The 19,159-nt window shown below is 60.0% G+C and carries 17 protein-coding genes and 1 pseudogene; 11 read left to right on the top strand and 7 right to left on the bottom strand.

The window, feature by feature from the left end:
* Positions 1-185 precede the first annotated feature (185 nt).
* Positions 186-2,048: an adenylate/guanylate cyclase domain-containing protein gene (locus tag AC04SH_RS12100; RefSeq protein WP_488575169.1), complete on the bottom strand. Its 1,863-nt coding sequence runs from the start codon at positions 2,046-2,048 to the stop codon at positions 186-188.
* A 488-nt stretch (positions 2,049-2,536) separates the two neighbouring features.
* Here AC04SH_RS12100 and AC04SH_RS12095 point away from each other — a divergent pair, with 488 nt between their 5' ends.
* On the top strand, positions 2,537-3,274 hold the full coding sequence (locus AC04SH_RS12095) for an SMP-30/gluconolactonase/LRE family protein (RefSeq protein ID WP_488575168.1): 738 nt from the start codon (positions 2,537-2,539) through the stop codon (positions 3,272-3,274).
* Between the two features lie 487 nt (positions 3,275-3,761).
* Here the strand turns inward: AC04SH_RS12095 and AC04SH_RS12090 are convergent, their stop codons facing one another.
* Positions 3,762-5,519: an adenylate/guanylate cyclase domain-containing protein gene (locus AC04SH_RS12090; protein ID WP_488575167.1), complete on the bottom strand. Its 1,758-nt coding sequence runs from the start codon at positions 5,517-5,519 to the stop codon at positions 3,762-3,764.
* Between the two features lie 163 nt (positions 5,520-5,682).
* On the opposite strand from AC04SH_RS12090, the gene AC04SH_RS12085 reads away from it, so the two are divergent.
* From AC04SH_RS12085 to AC04SH_RS12075, 3 genes and pseudogenes are all read left to right on the top strand, one after another.
* A complete protein-coding gene (locus AC04SH_RS12085) occupies positions 5,683-6,093 on the top strand; it encodes a hypothetical protein (protein ID WP_488575166.1) in 411 nt (136 codons plus the stop codon).
* A 39-nt stretch (positions 6,094-6,132) separates the two neighbouring features.
* On the top strand, positions 6,133-7,023 hold the full coding sequence (locus AC04SH_RS12080) for an ankyrin repeat domain-containing protein (RefSeq protein ID WP_488575165.1): 891 nt from the start codon (positions 6,133-6,135) through the stop codon (positions 7,021-7,023).
* Positions 7,024-7,761: 738 nt separating this feature from the next.
* Positions 7,762-7,926, top strand: a pseudogene (locus tag AC04SH_RS12075) (JAB domain-containing protein); the annotation flags it as partial.
* Positions 7,927-7,999: 73 nt separating this feature from the next.
* Here AC04SH_RS12075 and AC04SH_RS12070 read toward each other — a convergent pair.
* Both AC04SH_RS12070 and AC04SH_RS12065 read right to left on the bottom strand, forming a co-directional pair.
* Positions 8,000-8,779, bottom strand: coding sequence for an alpha/beta hydrolase (locus tag AC04SH_RS12070; protein ID WP_488575201.1), 780 nt, complete (start codon positions 8,777-8,779; stop codon positions 8,000-8,002).
* 196 nt (positions 8,780-8,975) lie between these two features.
* Positions 8,976-9,911, bottom strand: coding sequence for a LysR family transcriptional regulator (locus AC04SH_RS12065; RefSeq protein ID WP_488575164.1), 936 nt, complete (start codon positions 9,909-9,911; stop codon positions 8,976-8,978).
* A 173-nt stretch (positions 9,912-10,084) separates the two neighbouring features.
* Between AC04SH_RS12065 and AC04SH_RS12060 the strand changes: the two genes are divergently transcribed.
* From AC04SH_RS12060 to AC04SH_RS12030, 7 genes are all read left to right on the top strand, one after another.
* Positions 10,085-11,011 (top strand): DMT family transporter, encoded by a 927-nt coding sequence (locus AC04SH_RS12060; RefSeq protein WP_488575163.1) that lies wholly within the window; start codon positions 10,085-10,087, stop codon positions 11,009-11,011.
* A gap of 149 nt (positions 11,012-11,160) precedes the next feature.
* Positions 11,161-12,045 carry a cytochrome c oxidase subunit II gene (gene coxB / locus AC04SH_RS12055; RefSeq protein ID WP_488575162.1) on the top strand — a complete coding sequence of 295 codons (885 nt, stop codon included), beginning with the start codon at positions 11,161-11,163 and terminating at the stop codon, positions 12,043-12,045.
* A 19-nt stretch (positions 12,046-12,064) separates the two neighbouring features.
* Entirely contained in the window at positions 12,065-13,834 is a 1,770-nt protein-coding gene (ctaD, locus tag AC04SH_RS12050; RefSeq protein ID WP_488575161.1) for a cytochrome c oxidase subunit I, read from the top strand.
* Positions 13,831-14,535, top strand: a complete 705-nt coding sequence (locus AC04SH_RS12045; RefSeq protein ID WP_488575160.1) for a cytochrome c oxidase subunit 3 — start codon at positions 13,831-13,833, stop codon at positions 14,533-14,535. Before ctaD ends, AC04SH_RS12045 begins: the two co-directional genes overlap by 4 nt.
* A gap of 13 nt (positions 14,536-14,548) precedes the next feature.
* On the top strand, positions 14,549-15,271 hold the full coding sequence (locus tag AC04SH_RS12040; RefSeq protein WP_488575159.1) for a heme-copper oxidase subunit III family protein: 723 nt from the start codon (positions 14,549-14,551) through the stop codon (positions 15,269-15,271).
* Between the two features lie 9 nt (positions 15,272-15,280).
* Positions 15,281-15,685, top strand: a complete 405-nt coding sequence (locus tag AC04SH_RS12035) for a cytochrome C oxidase subunit IV family protein (protein WP_488575158.1) — start codon at positions 15,281-15,283, stop codon at positions 15,683-15,685.
* Positions 15,686-15,882: 197 nt separating this feature from the next.
* Positions 15,883-16,356 carry an aminoacyl-tRNA deacylase gene (locus tag AC04SH_RS12030; protein WP_477231222.1) on the top strand — a complete coding sequence of 158 codons (474 nt, stop codon included), beginning with the start codon at positions 15,883-15,885 and terminating at the stop codon, positions 16,354-16,356.
* A 54-nt stretch (positions 16,357-16,410) separates the two neighbouring features.
* On the opposite strand, the gene AC04SH_RS12025 is transcribed toward AC04SH_RS12030, so the two are convergent.
* The 3 genes from AC04SH_RS12025 to AC04SH_RS12015 form a co-directional block, all read right to left on the bottom strand.
* Positions 16,411-17,229 (bottom strand): DUF2189 domain-containing protein, encoded by an 819-nt coding sequence (locus AC04SH_RS12025; protein WP_112564858.1) that lies wholly within the window; start codon positions 17,227-17,229, stop codon positions 16,411-16,413.
* A gap of 341 nt (positions 17,230-17,570) precedes the next feature.
* Positions 17,571-18,503 (bottom strand): heme o synthase, encoded by a 933-nt coding sequence (gene cyoE / locus AC04SH_RS12020; protein WP_488575157.1) that lies wholly within the window; start codon positions 18,501-18,503, stop codon positions 17,571-17,573.
* Positions 18,504-18,554: 51 nt separating this feature from the next.
* A complete protein-coding gene (locus AC04SH_RS12015; RefSeq protein WP_488575156.1) occupies positions 18,555-18,935 on the bottom strand; it encodes a c-type cytochrome in 381 nt (126 codons plus the stop codon).
* Between the last annotated feature and the right edge of the window lie 224 nt (positions 18,936-19,159).

Here is a 19,159-nt window from a genome sequence, read left to right as displayed (position 1 = left end):
CCGAGCAGATGTTGTGATGTCGCCTTTGGGGCCCGTAGCGGACTGGCAGCTTGTGGCGTCCCCGACGCCTATCCCGAGGGATGGCATCTATTTTTTCGCCGAAGCGGAAAATTCCGACGGAAGCCGCAGATTTGAGTTCATTTCGGTGGCGAGCCTCTCGGCAGCTGCAATACGGCCATCCGAACTCAGCAGGATTTGGCTGCTTGGCCTGCCAATTGCCTTGCTTTTCCACGTTCAATCAAAGCTTCGAAGCGCGGGTGGCTGTGTAGCGAAATGAGGTCGGTATCCTGCTTCACCCAGTTGACGAATTCAGGGGACATTTTGGGTATGCAGGATTCTAGCAGATCGAGTGCCTGGGCTGGCTCGTTCAATCGGGCCAACGCGCAGGCGACAGTGTAATGGCTCTTCGGATCTTCAGACTCCATGGTAAGCACCCGCGAAGCCCATTCCTTGGCGCGTCCTTTCTCGCCCAGGTAAGCTAGGAGTGCGGCACCATGCCCGACCGCATGCGCGTGGTCGGGCCGCAGTGCGATCTGCTTTTCGATACGCTCCAGGGCTCGGCGTGCAGTCGCATCGGCCTCTTGGTGACGACCGAGCTTTTCATAAGATTGGGCTGCGAAGCTCAGGCTGACATAATCCGATTCCACAAGTTGAGCTGCACGCTCGAAATTCTGGATTGCTCCCTCGTCGCGGCCGAGGAAGAAAAGGGTAAAGCCAAAGTACTGCCGAGTATCAAAGGAATCCGGCTCCAGACGTACCGATTCCTCATGCGCCGCAATAGCCCCATCGGAACGGCCAAGCCGGGATAAGACCCCACCCTTTACAGCGTGGGCCTCAGCCAAAGTGGGATCAAGGGAGAGCGCCGTCTCAGCGGCGAACAGACCCGATTCTTCTAAACTTCCCGCGTGGTTCAAAGACGCTTGGCAAAGCGCGACCAGCGCCCAGGCTCGAGCATAATTAGGGTCAATCTCCAACGCACGCTGGCCGAAGCGCAGAGCGATCTCCGAGCTCCTCGTGCTATGTTGCTGTGCGTAGTGCCGTCCGAGCAGATAGAGCTGGTAAGCATCGGGATTCGTGGTCGAGCGTAACGCAATCGTTCTCAGTTCTTCCGGAAGGAGCCGCACCCTGAGAGCAGTGACGACATTCCGCGCGATATCGTCCTGAAGCGCGAAAATATCCCCAAAATCTCGCTCATAGCGCTCTGCCCACACGTGTCCGCCCGTTTTTCCATCGATTAGCTGAGCGGTGATCCGAATTCGATTTCCTACCCTCCGGACGGCCCCCTCAACTAGGAATTCGACGTTTAGCTTGCGGGCCACTTGAACGATGTCCACGGCCTTGCCCTTCAAGGTGAATGCTGTATTCCGGGCGATGACGAATAGCGCCGAAACCTTCGAGAGGTCGGTGATGATGTCCTCAGTGATGCCGTCGCTGAAGTATTCCTGCTCGGGATCGCCACCTATGTTCGTGAATGGCAGAACGGCAACTGAGGGCTTGGCTATGGCTGCCATCGGCGCCGTCTTCGCAACGGCAGGCGTGCTGCCGACTGCATAGACTCGAACCGGCTCGACAATATTCTTCACCCGCTGCTCACCCAGAAATTCAAGCCCGGCATCAAGCTTGTTCCGGACGTGATCGTAGACGGTGCCCGAGATGACAATGCCGCCCGGCTCAGCGAGACTTTGCAGGCGGTTGGCGATGTTGACCCCGTCGCCGTGGCGATCCTTCCCGTCGATGATGACGTCGCCGAGATTGACACCGATTCGCAGGTCGATCCGCTCGTCCTGCATCACGCCTGCATTGCGCGTCGCCATCTCTTGCTGGACCACGACTGCACACTCGACCGCGTCGACGACGCTTGCAAACTCGGCCAGGAGCCCGTCGCCCATGAGTTTGAACACGCGACCATGGTGCTTCTTGATGTTGGGCTCGAAGAGTTCGATGTGTTGCGCCTTGAGCCGCGCATATGTGCCGTTCTCGTCGCGCTCCATCAGCGCCGAGTAGCCGACCACATCCGCAGCCAAAATCGCTACAAGCTTCCGGTTCATGACGAGGTTTGTCGCCACTGATCGCGCCTATCGCGCAATACGACTATGAGCCCGGCTGTTTACGCATGCAACACAGGGAAACCGCGCGGAACATCCACTTCGGGTCCGACTCCTGCTCTTATTCGCGGGGGCGGCCAGTGTCCACAGGTGGCGCAACGGAGACCTATAGCCCGGTGCGAGTAATGTCCGCTTCTGGAAACGACAGAGATTGTCTCAACGGCTGACATGAGGTGCTTTTCAGACAGGCGGCTTTTGGGCCGACAGCGGACTGTCGGCTTCTGGCTTCGAAAAAAGCGATAGCAGACAGTCAACCAAGTGCGATTGAAGTCTCGAATAGACCCATGCGCACCCTTTGCGCGTGTCCACTCTGGTACGAGATTGGTATTCGGGAACTCGGGTGCCCAAGATGATCGCAGGACGCGCCAGAGGCCGTCGCCGACCGGCTTCAACTCGACAATCAACCAAACTGGGTAGCAGGGAGAATGGGAATGGGATCGCGCATTTTCGCAGCCGATGTTGGCGCTCCAGAAGGTCCGGTCACGTTGCCTGACGGCTCAATGTACATAACAGAGATGTCGCACGACACGCTCAACGTCACGAAACTGACCCCAACCGGATCAAGGCAAGTTGTCAAGAAGACGGGCGGTCGCCCGAACGGCCTTGCCATCGACGGCGAGGGATTGATTTGGGTAGCGGAAGCCGGCCTCCGTGCCCTTGTCTGCATCGACCCGGACGGCCGAGAAGTGAAGCGGCTCGAGGGTGATGACAAACACGGCCGCTTCTATTTTCCGAACGATCTGGCCTTTGGTCCGGACGGCCTCCTGTACATGACGGATTCGGGCATGGCACTCGCCGATTTTCTGGATGGTGAGAACATCGTAGAGGGATATATGGACCTCGCATGGGATGGACGCGTTTACGCGATCAATCCCAAATCGAAAAAAATTGAGCGTCTAGTCGATAGCAGGATCCGCTTCACCAATGGCATAGCCTTCGATGCCGACGATGCACTCTACGCCAACGCTTCCTTCACTGGCGAAGTCTACCGTTACGATGTGTTCGGTTCGAAAACAGCGGTCCGCGAAGTTTTCGGTAACGTCTTACAAGAAGACGATCAGAAGGGGTTCAAAGGCCCCGACGGCATGAAGTTCGGTGTCGACGGCCGCCTGTATTGCACTGTCTATGGACAGCAGAGATGGCCGAGTGGCCGATCGGATGATGCTTGACGGTCCTTGCCCTACCAACCTCGCCTTTTCGCGAGATGGCAAAAAGATACTTGTCACGGAGGTCGCAAAAGGTCAGGTCGAGATCCTTGAGGCTCCTTGCGCGGGGCAGGCCTTACACTATCCGATCACACGTTAGGATCCGTCGCGCCAGTTTGCTAGGCCCCGATTGGGACGTCAGGAGCAGACCCCATCCAACGTCCCTATTCGGCGCAATGTGTCTGGGCCCGCAAATAGCATGTCGGCTTTTGTGAATGGCGGCGAGAATGACCGCAATGTGGCGCGTTGCAGATCGGCAGCATCGGGGCCGCATGCGGACTGGCAGTTTCGAGGTTCGGATTTTGAGAAGCGGACACTCCCGGTAGCCGCAGGCGTCGACGTGATCTCCCCGAAGCCGACATCGCCCCTGGCTCTTCCCGCATTGCTCTCGATCGCGTAATTGCACCTTGCGCGCCTATCCCGATTGTCGGATCGGAATTGAAGCCAGTTGCTAGTCGGGCAATCCTGCCAAGCGCATGCATTCGATGAGGTCGTCAGCCATCTTGGGGTCAACAAACATTGGATTCTTACGCAGGGCACGCAGCGAGTAGCGCGGAATCAGGCGCAGCAGCTCGTCCACGTAATGCTTGGCTTCCTTGGGGCGACCTTGACGAGCATAGGAACACGCCAATGTCACTAGCGCGCCGAACAGAGCGGGATCTTGTTGAAGCCCCTTCTTCGAAACGTCGATCGCTTTTTCATAATCGCCGAGGAAGAAATAAGCGTGTCCCATCGCGTCATATAGCCAGGTTCCGCGAGAATCGCGTGGGTTGCCGCGTTCCGCTCTTTGGCAAGCAGCCAAGCCACCTTCCAAATCGCCACGAAACACCAGGGCATGCCCCAAGACCGCGTAGGCTTCGGCATAGTTCGAATTGAGCTCTATCGCCCGTTGGGCCACCCTGATGGCCTGCTCTGTCTCTCCGGTCACCGCCAGCATGAACGCCAGAGACTGATTGGCCTGCGGGTTTGTTGGCGCCAGGTGAACCGCCTTCTCCGCCCAGCGCCGGGCCTCTTCGAAGGCCACGCGCGCCGGACGAATCCATCCGCGCAACCCGATGTGCACGTGGCATTGACCAAGCAGGGCGTGAGCATTGGCGAAATCGGGGTCGATCTCGATCGCTCTTCTGAGATCGGCAATCGCCGCTTCCACATCCTGCTTCGTCATCCTGTGATAGGCGGCGATCGCCCGCAAATAGTGGTCCCATGCACCGAGATCGTCCGGCCGTTTTCCTCGCGCCCGCTCGATCTCAGCCAACGTGATTTCGGGTCCGACTACCGACGCGATGCTGGCCACGATGTCGTCCTGCAACTCGAAGAGATCATCCATCTTGCGGTCATATCGCTGTGCCCATACATGGCGATCTGACTCCGCATCGATCAACTGGGCGTTGATTCGCACGCGGTCACCGGCCCGGCGCACACTGCCTTCGAGAATATACCGGACCCCGAGCTCCCGCCTAATCTTCTTCACGTCAACGGCCTTGCCCTTATAGGTAAAGGCGGAGTTGCGCGCGATAACAAACAACCATTCGAAACGCGAAAGTGCCGTCGTCAGATCTTCGGATATGCCATCCGAGAAATACTCTTGGGCATGATCATCGGACATGTTGTCGAACGGCAGGACGGCGATCGACGGTTTGGCCGGCAAGGGAATAGGGCCAGCCGGTTGGCTCGACACGCTCGCCGCAACCACTCGATACGTCCGTACAGGATCTGCGATATTTCTTACCTGGTGAGTTCCGAAGTCCTGGAACCCGGCGTCGAGTTTGCCTTTTACCTGGTCGAAGGCCATGCCGGAGATACAGATGCCGCCTGGGTCAGCCAGCTTTTCAAGTCGCGCCGCGACGTTGACGCCATCGCCATAGATGTCTTCGCCATCGATGATGATATCGCCTACGTTCACACCAATCCGAAAGGAGATCGACGCGCTATCGGGCATTGCGAGATTTCGTTCGGCAACGCGGCGCTGAATGCAGACTGCACAGTCCACCGCATCGACCGCACTGGCGAACTCAATCAATGCTCCATCGCCCATGAGCTTCACCAGACGCCCTCGATACTCGGTGAGGATCGGGCTTATCAAGTTGCGGCGCAGTTCCTTGAGCGCACTCAACGTTCCTGTCTCGTCCGCTCCCATGAGGCGGCTGTAGCCCACGACGTCAGCCGACATTATAGCAGCAAGACGCCGCTGAACGCGTTGCTTCGTCATTCCCTTCCGCCTCTGGCTAACGCTGGTCGCAAGTGTATCGCCCACTGCCTTGGTGTGTCTACGAAGGTCTCGTTTCCCCAAATTCGACAGGCCACCGCGCGATGCGGCGACTGGCGCGGATCCGTCAATCGGGCATGGTCCGCCGTGGAAGAAGGAGCGCGAGATGATCGCTGAGGTCGCTCATCGTAACCGGCGCCGTGTCTGGAACTGCTTGCCCAAACAGGTACATGCCGGGTGCCTCGACTACGCCGCCGTCGTGACGTGTCCGGCCTTTGCGACGACTTTAGAGAACGGCAGATTTGACAAATGCCATGGCGCCTCTCGAATGTCCGAGAAAGGTGCAAAGCTTTCGCGGCTCCAATCGGGAAGTGGAGCCGCTCTTGGTCAGACCTCCGTCGCCTCGGCGAACGCCGTTGCTCTCGAAGTAGGTTGGCGCGCCGACGGCCAGCATCCTGAAATCCGGGCCGACGCGAACCGCGATCATCCCGTCGGAGACCGGGTCGCTGCTGGTCTAAGCCGAGTGAAATTGATTTTACGCGGCAAGGTATTCGTATTAGCCTCGCGCCTTTCTTGAAGCGTGCCGCGTCCTCCAAGTTTGACAGAGGGGTGCCGAATGCGCGACGTTTTGCTTCCCATTTTGTTCGTGCTTTTGCACACTCCGATTGTATCGCATGCCGCCGCCATCCACGACGCCGCCATGGAGGGCGATGTCGCGGCTATCACGGCAGCGCTCGATGCGGGCGCCGGTGTAGATGAGAGTGATGGAACCGCAACGCCGCTCTATCTTGCGGTCTTTACGGGCCACATCCAAGCAGCAAAATTGCTCATAGAACGTGGTGCGGACGTCAACGCTCAGACGGCTTTTGGTCCCCCGCTGATGGCGGCTATGGGGAAAGACAAGATCGATCTCTTGAATCTATTGCTGGATGGGGGCGCAAATCCAAATTCCGAAAGTGGCGGCGAATTCGCCCTTCATGTCGCCGTCAATCTCGATTGTCTCGACTGCGTGAAGACACTGGTCGAGGCCGGCGCGGACGTGAATGCGAAGACTACGGGCGGCAAGACGCCGCTCCATCTGGCAAAAAGCAGGGGGCAACGCGAAGTCGCTGACTATCTCTTGTCGCACGGCGTCGTCTTGCCAACACCAGCCCCGATCTCGATGAAGTTGGCCTCTGCCGATGTCGAGAAAGGCCGAACCTACTTCACCCGCGTGTGTAGCAGTTGCCACAACGCCGAGCCACAGGGAGGGAAAAAAATTGGACCGAACCTGTGGAGCGTCGTCGGCCGCGACAAGGCATCCATGGCAGATATGCGCTACTCCGACACCTTGCTGGGCTGGGAGGGTGTCTGGACGTACGAGGATCTGAACAGATTTCTCTTCGGGCCCATGCTCACCACGCCGGGCGTCAAGATGGAGACTCCCGGTGTCCCGGACGAGACCGAACGGGTCAACATGATCGCCTACTTACGCACACTCAGTGACAAGCCAATCGCGCTACCCTGAACCCTCATCCCCAAAGCCGAGTTTACCGCTCAGCCCGGCCGCCGGAGTCGTCGATCACTGTCCGCTTCATGCTCGATCCGGCGCTTAGCGATCCGCCAGAACGCTCGCTGGCGCAGCTGGCTTACGTTGGACCGGACCTGTCCTACTCGTTGGTCACCGCCTCACGGTCTAAGATTGGCTGCGGAAATTGAGGGGCGTTCTGTGCTTATGCGGTCCTCCTTCCGCCCATTCCATTTGGAAGCTGACCCGGAGCGAAAAGCTGCCTTTTCTAAGACATAGCCTTGGCTGGACGGTATCGTCCAAAGAGTCATGTCTGTTTGCGGCGAAGGAGCCGTTCAGGTGATTCTGGTGTCAGCAGTGGGGCAACCTCGACCTACACCCGCGCGGATGTCTGCTTCTGGGCGGCGGTAACGACGCCATCAATGACCGACATAGGCGCAAAGCTGACATCATCGCTTGAGCCCTCCAATGCAGCACTAGGTTACAACGAGAAATTCAGGGGGATCCCGGCAGCATTCGCCTACGTCGAGGTCAGTCGTTCCGACGTCGCTGGTTTGAATAGGTAAGCGTTCGGAATCCGTGGTTGATCGGTACGTCTGAGTGCTGAGCAAATGCGACCGTGCCCAAGCGTGAAAGCTCACAAATGATCACTTGACACATGCCCCAATTAACGGCCCCCACGTTTCCTCAATAGGATAACAAGTAGTTGAAAAATATTACGAATATGGTCTCAGTAGTTTGATCCACAACCACCCCTCAGGCGACCCGACGCCGTCGCGCGCCGACATCGAGATGACCAAGCAGATCATCGACAGCGCCAAGCCGCTCGGCATCGCCGTCCACGATCACATCATTATCGGCAAGAAGGGCAATGCCTCGATGAAGGGCCTGCTGCTGATCTAAGCCTGACCCAAAGCAGCGCGGACGGAGGATGAGGCGGCTGATTTCCATGCCGCCCCAGATCCGCCCAATCCCGCTAGCTGAGCGACCCGGCTGCTTGCGAGATGAGCCCTGCGATCACGTCGGGGTGAGAGATCAGCGACAAATGGCTTGCCTTCACTTCGAGGGTCTTTGCGTTCATGCGCTTTGCCATGAAGCGTTCGAGATCCGGATTGATCGTGCGATCCTCGGTCGAGATCGCATACCAGCTTGGCTTCGAGCGCCAGGCCGCTTGCGTTGTCTTTCCGGCGAAAAGCTTGTCCGAGATCGGCCCCTGGACGGCGTAGAGGATGCGCGCTTTCTCGCGAGGAATGTCGCCGGCGAAATCCCGCAGGAAAGCCTCCTCGCTAAGCTTGCCATAGCCTTTGGACCAGACGAGCCCGGCGGAGGCGGGCGGCGCCGCAAAAGTCTTGGCGAGCGCCGTGTAATCTTCGCCCGCATCCGGCGCGCGCGCCGCGACATAGACGAGCGAGGAAACCTTTGGATCCATCCCTGCCTCGGTGACGATCATGCCTGCAAAAGAGTGTCCGACAAGGACCGTCGGTCCATCCTGGAGAGCGATCGCACGCCGCGTTGCCTCGACGCCAGCCTCCAGCGTGGTCAGCGGATGCTGGACAACGGTTGCGTTGAGGCCGGCCTGTTGCAGCAGGCCAACTACCTCTGACCAGCACGAGCCATCAGCATAGGCGCCATGGACAAGGACGACATTGCGAACCTTGGGGGCCGTCTGCGCTGACGTCGTGTGGGAGCTGGCCAATAGGCTCGTCGCCACCCCGGCGACGAGCGCGGTGGAGAAAGTACGCCTGTTTATCATGATCGTGAATTCCTTGAGAGGTTAGCGGATCGCGCCCAGACTTCGGCTGGGACGCGCCGCAAAATGTTTCGCCCGGCGCCTTCATCCAGTCTTCGCAGCCTGCCGAGCCTTCGTTACGGCCGTCACCGCTTCGTGATCGCATGCCTCGCCCCTCGCCGAGCTCGGGCTTTTTTGCGGGCTGAACCCGAACGCACGCGCTTCAGTTGGCGCGCCCCTCACGCGCGCCGCCGCCGAGCCTGCCTTCCAGAAGATCGCGCCGCTGCTGCAATTCGCCAGAGACGAATTTGGTAAAGGCATGCACGCGCGCCGTGCGGCGCAAATCGTCATGCACCAGCACCCACAGCGCCGAGCCTATCTCCTCGATCAGCCCTCCGACCCGCACAAGCCCGGGCAAGCTGTCGCCGAGATAACAGGGCAGTGCGGCGATCCCCATGCCGGCGCCGGCGGCGTGAGACATCGTCACCAGGGAATCGGCGCGCATGGCTATCTCGACATCCGGCAGCGACGACCGCATCCAGCGGGCAACGCCGGTGTTGGCCAGGCTGTCATCGGGCGCGATCCAGCGCAGCGCGCCAAATCTCGGCTCCGCCGGCAGCGTCTCGGCATAGGCGCGCGCCGCATAGGCGGCGAAGGCGACGCCGGAAATGCGCCTGCCGACCAGAATTTCCTGCGGCTGCGAAACCGGCCGGATCGCCACGTCGGCATCCCTGTGCGTTAGATTGGCGATGGAATTCTGCGTCATCGCCTCGACCCGTATGCCGGGGTGAACATCACGAAACGCCGCCAGGATCGGCGGCAGCACCGACGCCATCAGCGTGTCCGTGGTGGTGACCCGCAGCGTCCCTTCGAACCTGAGATCCTGCCCCGACAGCTTGCGCGTCAGTTCGTTGACCGTCTCGGCCATTGTGCGCGCCGCACCCAGCAGCTCTTCGCCGCCGGCGGTGAGCGCATAGCCCGTCGGCAGCCGATCGAAAAGACGGATGCCAAGCCGCGCCTCGAACGCATTGACGCGCCTCAGCACAGTGGTGTGGTTCACGCCCAGGATCCGCGCTGCCGCCGCCAGCGAAGCGCCCTCCGCGACGGCCAGCACCATACGCAAATCTTCCCAGTCGATTTGGTCGCGTGAGCTGTGCATTTCCGCAGATAGATAGAGGAAAGCGTTGCGATCTGCGAGCCGAAAGAAGTTTTGCGTGTGCGAAAACGCAGAGCGAATAGGCAAATCGGCAGATCGATCTGCGCCAGCGCGCACGCCATATGGAGCCGACGATACCGCTTGGCCGGTATGACCCAAATTTAGGAAGCACGATCGTGGAAATCCTCTTCATCCCTCTGGCGCTTGTCGCCGGCGGCCTGCTCGCGGTGCAGGCGGGCGCCAACGCACAACTATCAAAGGCCGTCGGCTCGCCCTTTGCCGCGACGACGCTTCAACTCGCCGTCGGCGCCATCGTGCTGCTGTCGATCACAGCCCTCACCGGAACAACACCGGCGCTGCGCGCCGTCCGCAACGCCGAATGGTGGCATGCGATCGGCGGCGTGGCTTCGGCCTTCTATGTCGTGTCGACCATTCTTCTGTTCCCTCGCCTTGGCGCTGTCGTGTCGGTCGGCCTCTTCATCGCCGGGCAAATGCTTGCGTCCTTCGCCCTCGACACATTCGGCTGGCTCGGCATTCCCGAAGCCGGACTGCGTGCCGGACCTGCCTTTGGCGTGCTTGTCGTGCTTGCAGGCGCGGCCCTCATTGTTCTGGGACAGAAGGGCGCGGCGGACAATCTCGCGCCTTCGAAGCTGGGCTGGATCGGGCTGGCGCTGCTGGCCGGCGCCGTGCTTCCGGTGCAAGGCGCGGTGAACGCCTTGCTCCGACACGACCTTGGCGGCGCGCCGTTTGCCGTCGGCACCATTTCGTTCCTGGTGGCGATGCTGGCTATGGCTGCCGTGCTTGTGGCCACGCTGGCCCTGAGCAAGACGCCCCGCCCACGCCTCGCAGGCCTGTCATCGATGCCATGGTGGGGCTGGCTCGGGGGCTTTGCCGGTGCCACCTATGTCACGACGGTGTTCACCGCCATCCCCGTCATTGGTGCTGCGGCAGCCGTCAGCCTGACGGTCGCCGGCCAGCAGGTCGCCAGCATCTTCGTCGACACGTTCGGCTGGTTCCGCCTACCGCAGCGGCCCGTGTCGGGAATCCGGCTCGCCGGCGTAGTCCTGCTCCTGGCCGGCTGCATCGTCATCAAGGCGCTCTGACCCTGTGCCGGGCCTGAGCCGCCGCCGCAAAAGCGATTTTTTGCCCCTTCCACAGCCGGCTCTAGAATTTCCATCGCAAATCACGCATTATGCACTTTGGTATTTCCAGAGATGGCTTCACGCCCCTGGAATATCGGGAGGAACGGGACATGCCCATCGTGGTTGTACTCGTTTTGATCGTCTTGGGCTCGGTGTTGTTCCACTTCCTGAGCCCATGGTGGTGGACTCCGATTGCCTCGAACTGGGACTATATCGACAACACCATCATCATCACCTTCTGGATCACCGGCGTCGTCTTCGCCGCCGTGGTGCTGTTCATGGCCTATTGCGTTTTCCGCTTCCGTCATCGCGAGGGGAGCCGGGCTGCCTACGAACCTGAGAACAGGCGGCTCGAATGGTGGTTGACGATCATCACCGGAGTGGGTGTCACCGCCATGCTGGTCCCCGGGCTGTTCGTCTGGAGCCGGTTCGTCAACGTTCCAAGCGACGCAACCGTGGTCGAAGTCGTTGGCCAGCAATGGCAGTGGAGTTTCCGCTTGCCCGGCAAGGACGGCAAGCTCGGCACATCCGACACCCGTGACGTTACCGCTGAAAATCCGCTGGGCGTCATCGCCAAGGATCCCAACGGCCAGGACGATGTCGTGGTCGAAGCGGCCGACCTGCATCTGCCGGTCGGCAAGCCGGTCAAGATGCTGCTGCGCTCGATCGATGTGCTGCATGATTTCTATGTCCCGGAATTCCGCGCCAAGATGGACATGATCCCGGGCTCGGTCACTTATTTCTGGTTTACCCCGACCAAGACCGGAACCTTCCAGGTTCTGTGCGCCGAGCTGTGCGGCCAAGGCCATCCGATGATGCATGGCATCGTCATGGTCGACACCCAAGAAGACTATGTAGCCTGGCTCGACCAGCAGCAGACGTTCGCGCAATTGTCGGCGCCCCAGCAGACGGGCTCGGCGGAACAGGCGCCGGGCAACGCGACGGTGTCAGCTTTGAAAGTTGCGGCAAAACTCGAAACTGTCGGGTCCCGCTGAAGGGCACGGAGGTGCTCCCATGGTCGATGTCACGCCTGCAGATGCCGTCCCGCCCGCCGAAGTGGCGGAAATGGAACTCTACCATCCGCACAGCTGGTGGACGAAGTATGTCTTCTCGCAGGACGCCAAGGTCATCGCGATCCAGTATTCGGGGACCGCAACGGCCATCGGCCTGGTCGCCCTGGTCTTGTCATGGCTGATGCGCCTGCAACTCGGCTTCCCCGGCACGTTCGACTTCATCACCCCGGAAGCCTACTACCAGTTCATCACCATGCACGGCATGATCATGGTGATCTACCTGCTCACGGCGCTCTTCCTCGGCGGCTTCGGTAACTATCTGATCCCGCTGATGGTCGGTGCGCGCGACATGGTCTTTCCCTATGTCAACATGCTGAGCTACTGGATCTACCTGCTTGCCGTGCTAGTTCTGGTGTCGAGTTTCTTTGCGCCCGGCGGACCGACAGGCGCCGGCTGGACGCTCTACCCGCCGCAAGCCATCATGACCGGCACACCCGGCGGCCAGGAATGGGGCATCATTCTGATGCTCGTCTCGCTGATCCTGTTCATCATCGGCTTCACCATGGGCGGCCTGAACTATGTCGTGACGGTGCTGCAGGCCCGCACGCGCGGCATGACAATGATGCGCCTGCCGTTGACCGTGTGGGGCATCTTCACCGCGACCGTCATGGCGCTGCTGGCCTTTCCCGCGCTGTTCGTCGCCTGCGTAATGATGTTGCTTGATCGCGTGCTCGGCACCTCCTTCTTCATGCCCGCAGTCGTTGAGATGGGCGAACAGCTGCAGCACAATGGCGGCAGCCCGATCCTGTTCCAGCATCTGTTCTGGTTCTTTGGCCACCCCGAAGTCTACATCGTGGCGCTTCCGGCCTTCGGCATCGTCTCCGATCTGATCAGCACGCATGCGCGCAAGAACATTTTTGGCTACCGCATGATGGTCTGGGCCATCGTCGGCATCGGCGCGCTGAGCTTCGTGGTCTGGGCGCACCACATGTATGTCAGCGGCATGCACCCCTATTTCGGCTTCTTCTTCGCCACCACGACATTGATCATCGCCATCCCGACCGCAATCAAGGTCTACAATTGGGTGCTGACGCTGTGGCGCGGCGACATCCATCTCACCATACCGATGCTGTTTGCCATGGCTTTCATCGTCACCTTCGTCAATGGCGGGTTGACCGGGCTGTTTCTCGGCAACGTCGTCGTCGACGTCCCACTGTCGGACACGATGTTCGTAGTCGCTCACTTCCATATGGTCATGGGAGTTGCCCCCATCCTCGTTATCTTCGGCGCGATCTACCACTGGTACCCGAAGGTCACCGGCCGGATGCTCAACGAGACGCTCGGCCGGTTCCATTTCTGGGTCACCTTCCTCGGCGCCTACCTGATCTTCTTTCCCATGCACTATATCGGCCTGATGGGCGTGCCGCGGCGCTATGCCGAGATGACCGATGTGACGGTGATGACGGAATCGGCTCACCACCTGAACTCGTTCATCAGCATCATGGCGTTCATCGTCGGCTTTGCCCAGATCGTGTTCCTGTTCAATCTGATCTGGAGCATCCGCCATGGCCGCGAGGCTGGTGGCAATCCATGGCGGGCCACGACACTCGAATGGCAGACGCCGCAGACGCCGCCGGCGCATGGCAATTTCGGCAAGGAGTTGCCGATCGTCTATCGCTGGGCCTATGACTACAGCGTGCCGGGCGCCAAGGAGGACTTCATTCCGCAAAACATGCCGGGCACCTTCGGCCCCTCCAGGGAGCCGGCATGAGCGTCATCCTGGTCTTCCTGCTCGTGATCGCCGGCTTTGCCGGCTGGTGGCTCTCGCATCAGCGGCTGATGACCAAGCCATGGCTTGAGCAAGGTGTGGCGGAAGATTTCGTCCCCTTCGACCGGTCTGGCCTGCCGACCGCCAAGATCGGCCTCGGCGTCTTCCTCGCCGTCGTCGGTTGCCTGTTTGCGCTGTTCACCAGCGCCTATTTCATGCGTATGGCGCTGTCGGACTGGCAGCCGCTGCCGGTTCCGCGTCTGCTCTGGCTCAACACCGGCATGCTGGTCCTGAGCAGCATCGCGCTGCAATGCGCCTCGGTGGCAGTGCGCAAGCGCCAGATGGACACGGTCAGGCTCGGCCTTGCCGCGGCTGGGCTCACCGCGATCGCCTTCCTCATCGGGCAGCTCATGGCATGGCGGGACCTGAGCGCCGATGGTTATCTTCTGGCCTCCAATCCGGCCAACAGCTTTTTCTACCTGATAACCGGGATGCACGGCCTGCACATAGTGGGAGGGCTGGTGGGCCTGAGCAGAACAACCGCCGGCGCCTGGAACGGCGCACGGCCGGAACGGCTTCGCCTCAGCGTCGAATTGTGCGCTATGTATTGGCATTTCCTGCTTTTCGTCTGGCTCGCCATCTTCGCTCTTTTGGCCGGTTGGGCCGCGACGTTCATCGATATTTGCCGGCAGTTGCTGACCTAGGAGGTCGAGGAGCATGGCAGAAACGACACTGACGCATAGCGGCCAAACGGAGTCCCGGCCCGCAGGCTGGCAAGGCATCGCCGCCGACTGGTCCTCGGATCAGCGCGCGTTCAAGAACGTGTCCTGGGGCAAGGCCATGATGTGGATCTTCCTGCTCAGCGACACCTTCATCTTCGGCTGCTTCCTGCTCTCCTACATGACTGCTCGCATCTCCACGCGGGTGCCGTGGCCCAATCCGAGCGAGGTCTTTGCGCTTCGTATCGGCGGTTCGGACATTCCATTGATCCTGATCGCCATCATGACCTTCGTGCTGATCTCGAGCAGCGGAACGATGGCCATGGCGGTCAATTTCGGCTATCGCCGCGACCGTCGCAAAACGGCAATCCTCATGCTTCTTACCGCAGCGCTCGGCGCGACCTTCGTCGGCATGCAAGCCTTCGAATGGACCAAGCTGATCACCGAAGGGGTACGGCCCTGGGGCAATCCCTGGGGCGCGGCACAATTCGGTTCGTCTTTCTTCATGATCACCGGCTTCCACGGCACGCATGTCACGATCGGGGTGATCTTCCTCATCATCGTGGCGCGAAAGGTCTGGCGTGGAGACTACGACGTCGGACGTCCCGGCTTCTTCACCAGCCGCAAGGGTCGCTACGAGAACGTCGAAATCATGGGGCTCTACTGGCATTTCGTCGATCTGGTCTGGGTGTTCATTTTCGCATTCTTCTATCTTTGGTGAGAGGCTGACATGGCTGAAGCAACCGCAAACGGCATGGGGCAACACGCACTTCACGCTGGTCATGCGCATGATGCGCCAGCGATCGGCGCCGCCCAGGCGGAGGTTCATCAGGAACACCCGATCAAGCTCTATCTGGTAGTCTGGGCATGGCTGTTCATCCTCAGCACCTGCTCCTATCTGGTCGATTATTTCGGCCTCCACGGCTATCTCAGATGGTCGCTGATCCTCATCTTCATGATCCTCAAGGCCGGGCTGATTGTCGCCGTGTTCATGCACATGGCCTGGGAGCGGCTGGCGCTGACCTATGCGATCATCCTGCCGCCGGTTCTGATACTGGTGTTCGTGGCGATGATGCTCTTCGAAGCGGATTACACGCTTCTCACCCGGATATCGTTTTTCGGCGCCGGACCCTGACGCGCAATCCGGATTTGAGGCTTCGCCCGCGGCATTTCCAGTCAGGAACCGCAGGATCCTGACTGCGGTCCGGGTCGACATGCTGCCGCCTTGAAACAAGCGGCGGCTGATCCATCTTGCTATTTATCGGAAACGATCGGAGGGGAATGATTGCCTTCGTTTCCAATGCGCCGCGAACTCTAGCAGGGAGGCCGAAGATGACGATCGCAAACAGACTGAAGGACTACATTGACGGGAGAGGAATCTCCTACGACACCGTCGCCCATCATCGCACATCGACGAGCAGGCAGTCCGCCATTGCCGCGCATGTGCCCGGCAGCATGATGGCCAAATCGGTGGTCGTTCACCACGAACTCGGTTATGCGCTGGCCGTGGTCCCAAGCACGCACAGAATCGAGCTCGGTACACTGCAGGACGTCATGGACAGGCGTCTTGGACTCGCCTCCGAAGACGAAGTGGTCTCACTCTTCGGCGATTGTGACACCGGCGCCATTCCACCGATCGGCGCGGCCTATGATGTCCCGGTGATCCTCGACGACAGCCTCGGCGAAGCCGCCGAAATCTATTTCGAGGGCGGCGACCACAGGACGCTGGTGCATGTGAGCGGCAAGGATTTCCGCAACCTGACCATGGGCGCACGTCACGCCCGCTTCAGCCACGCCGCCTACTGAAAAAATCAACCGTCTGCACCGGCACTCTCGCCGGTGCAGCTCAGCCGGATATCGTCAACTCGTCGGCCTGACCGGCGACGGCGGTTCCACAACCTTGCGGTAGACATGCCATGTGGCGTGACCGAGGATCGGCAGCACGACCGCCAGCCCGGCAAACACCGGCAGCGAGCCGATAATCAGGGCGACGGCGACGATCAGTCCCCAGACAGCCATGGTGATCGGATTTGCCAGCACCGCTCGCACCGAGGTGTGGATGGCTTCGTAGGCGCCGACATCGCGGTCGAGCAACAATGGGAAGGCGACGACTGTCGTGCACAATACCACCACCGCGAAGACGAAGCCGATGGCGTGCCCCAGGATAATCAGAGTCCAACCGCGCCCGGTGGCAAATATCTCATTGATGAAGCCGGATATCGATTCCGGCGGAGCCGGGCCGAAGAGATATTGGTAGAACATCTGTGCTGTCAAAAGCCAGGTGATGAAGATGGCAAACAGCATGATCCCGACCGCCGCGATGGCCGGCACGGCCGGAGAATTCCTGACCTCGAAAGCGTGCCTCCAGGAGGTGTCGAGCCCGGCTTCTCGTCTGCGGCTGATCTCATAGAGGCCGATCGCTGCGAATGGACCGATCAGCGCAAAGCCGGATACCAGCGGAAACAGCAGCGGCAACGCATTGGCGCCCGAAGTCCAGGCAGCAAGCACGACGCCGACAAGCGGATAGAGCAGGCAGAGAAAGACGATGTGCGACGGCTTGACCATGAAATCGTCAACACCGCGTTTGAGCGCATCGAAAAGATCGGAAATACCGATTTTTCGAATTTTGGTGTGTTCCAGCGTTTCGCTGGCGCCTGCAATCACGTGAAAACTTGCCATGCCCGTTCCTCCAGACCAGGTCCGGTACGGTCGCGGTTTCACGGTGCTGCCGTTCTGCATGACTGGCCACGCAAAACCGCGACCTGCACCGAAATCAACATACTCCATTGCCTGGAACTTGTCGCCCTTTTGTCACAAAGGCTCGGAAGGTCATGCGCTGGCTCTTGCAGCCCTTCTTCGATATCCTGTCCAATCGAAGGTGTAGGTCATGGACGGAAAAACCATTCTGCTGCTCGGCCTTGGCGTCGTCGCTCTGCTGGTCCTGGGATTCTGTGCTCTGCCATCGTGAGCTGATGCGCAATGTTCGGTGCAGCGATCACCAAATTGCCGTCTCGACCCGGTCAACCTCCGGCTGACATGAACGCGCGCATCGCGATGGTGTCGGCAAGCAGCATGGCAAAGATCGCGAAAAGATAGAAAATCGAATAGGCAAACAGCGCCTTTGCCGGCTTCATCTCCTTGTCGGGGAAGACCAGAACCTTCCAGGCGTACCAGATGAAACCCGAGCCCAACGCGGCCGAAACAACCCCATAGAACCCGCTCGCGAATCCGAACGCCCAGGGCAGCACGCCGATTGGCGCCAGGAGCAGTGAATAGGCGAAGATCTGCCTTCTGGTCGAGGCCTGGCCGGCCACGTTCGGCATCATCGGGATGCCGGCAGCGGTGTAGTCGCCTGCCTTGAACAGCGCGAGCGCCCAGAAATGCGGCGGCGTCCACAGGAAAATGATCAGGAACAGGATGAGGCTCTCGATGCCGATGGCGCCAGTGGCCGCCGCCCAGCCAATCATCGGAGGAAGGGCACCCGCCGCGCCGCCGATGACGATGTTCTGCGGCGTCGAGCGCTTCAGCCACATTGTATAGATGACGACGTAGAAAAAGATGGTGAAGGCCAGCAGCGACGCGGCAAGCCATCCCACCAGCACGCCGAGCGTCATGACCGCAAACGCGGAAAGCACCAAGCCGAAGCCGAGAGCTTCACCGGGCGTGACGCGGCCTGAGGGAACCGGCCGCTTTGATGTGCGCGACATCAGCGCGTCGATGTCCGCGTCGTACCACATGTTGAGCGCCCCGGCCGCTCCCGCTCCAACTGCAATTGCAGCTATTGCGATCACGGCGATGACCGGGTTCATCGCGCCGGGTGCCACCATCAGACCGACGAAAGCTGTAAAGACGGCAAGCGCCATGACCCGCGGCTTCAAGAGCGCAAAGAAATCGCCGGCCGTCGCTTCCGAGATGCGGACGCCGGTATCCTTGAGGCTTTCCTTGACCGACATTTGAGACGACCATCAATGGAAACGGGCAGTCTGGCCGACCGAAGAGCCAAGCTACTGGGAAAATTGCTTCAGATAGGCAATGACATTGGCGATGTCCTCGTCCTTCTTGAGGCCGGGAAACGCCATCTTCGTACCTTTGACCATGGCCTTGGGATCGTGAAGGTAGGTCGTCAGCGTGGGTTCATCCCATTTGACGCCGGATTTGCCGGCCGCGATCATGGCCTCGGAATATTTGAAATCCGGATGCGTGCCGGCCGTCCGGCCGATAACTCCGTGCAACGACGGACCGATCTTGTTCGTGTCTTGGTCTGCGACGTGGCAGACCTTGCATTTGGTGAAGACCTTCTCGCCCGCCGCAGCATCCTGTGCCCGCGATGGATTGGAGATGAAGGTTGCAACAGATACGACAGCGAAACACACAACCAAGCGCATGGCATTTCCTCCCTGATCGTCAAATTTGCCCGAGACGATCTTCGCATGCCGATACCGCCAGCATGCGCGTTGCACGACAGAACGGATTCTCCGCTTCTCCCCCCAAATGGAATTGCGGCACCTGTGTACCACAGAATCTGGCCGGCAGGTAGAACAGGTCGACCGTACAAAGGTTTAGGTGATCTGCGGTGGCTCAAGGCACATCCGCCACCAACGAAAAAGGC

The organism is Mesorhizobium sp. CNPSo 4688 (assembly GCF_057784295.1).
Note: the sequence above shows the minus strand (reverse complement) of the source record. Positions and strands in the feature narration are given on the sequence as shown.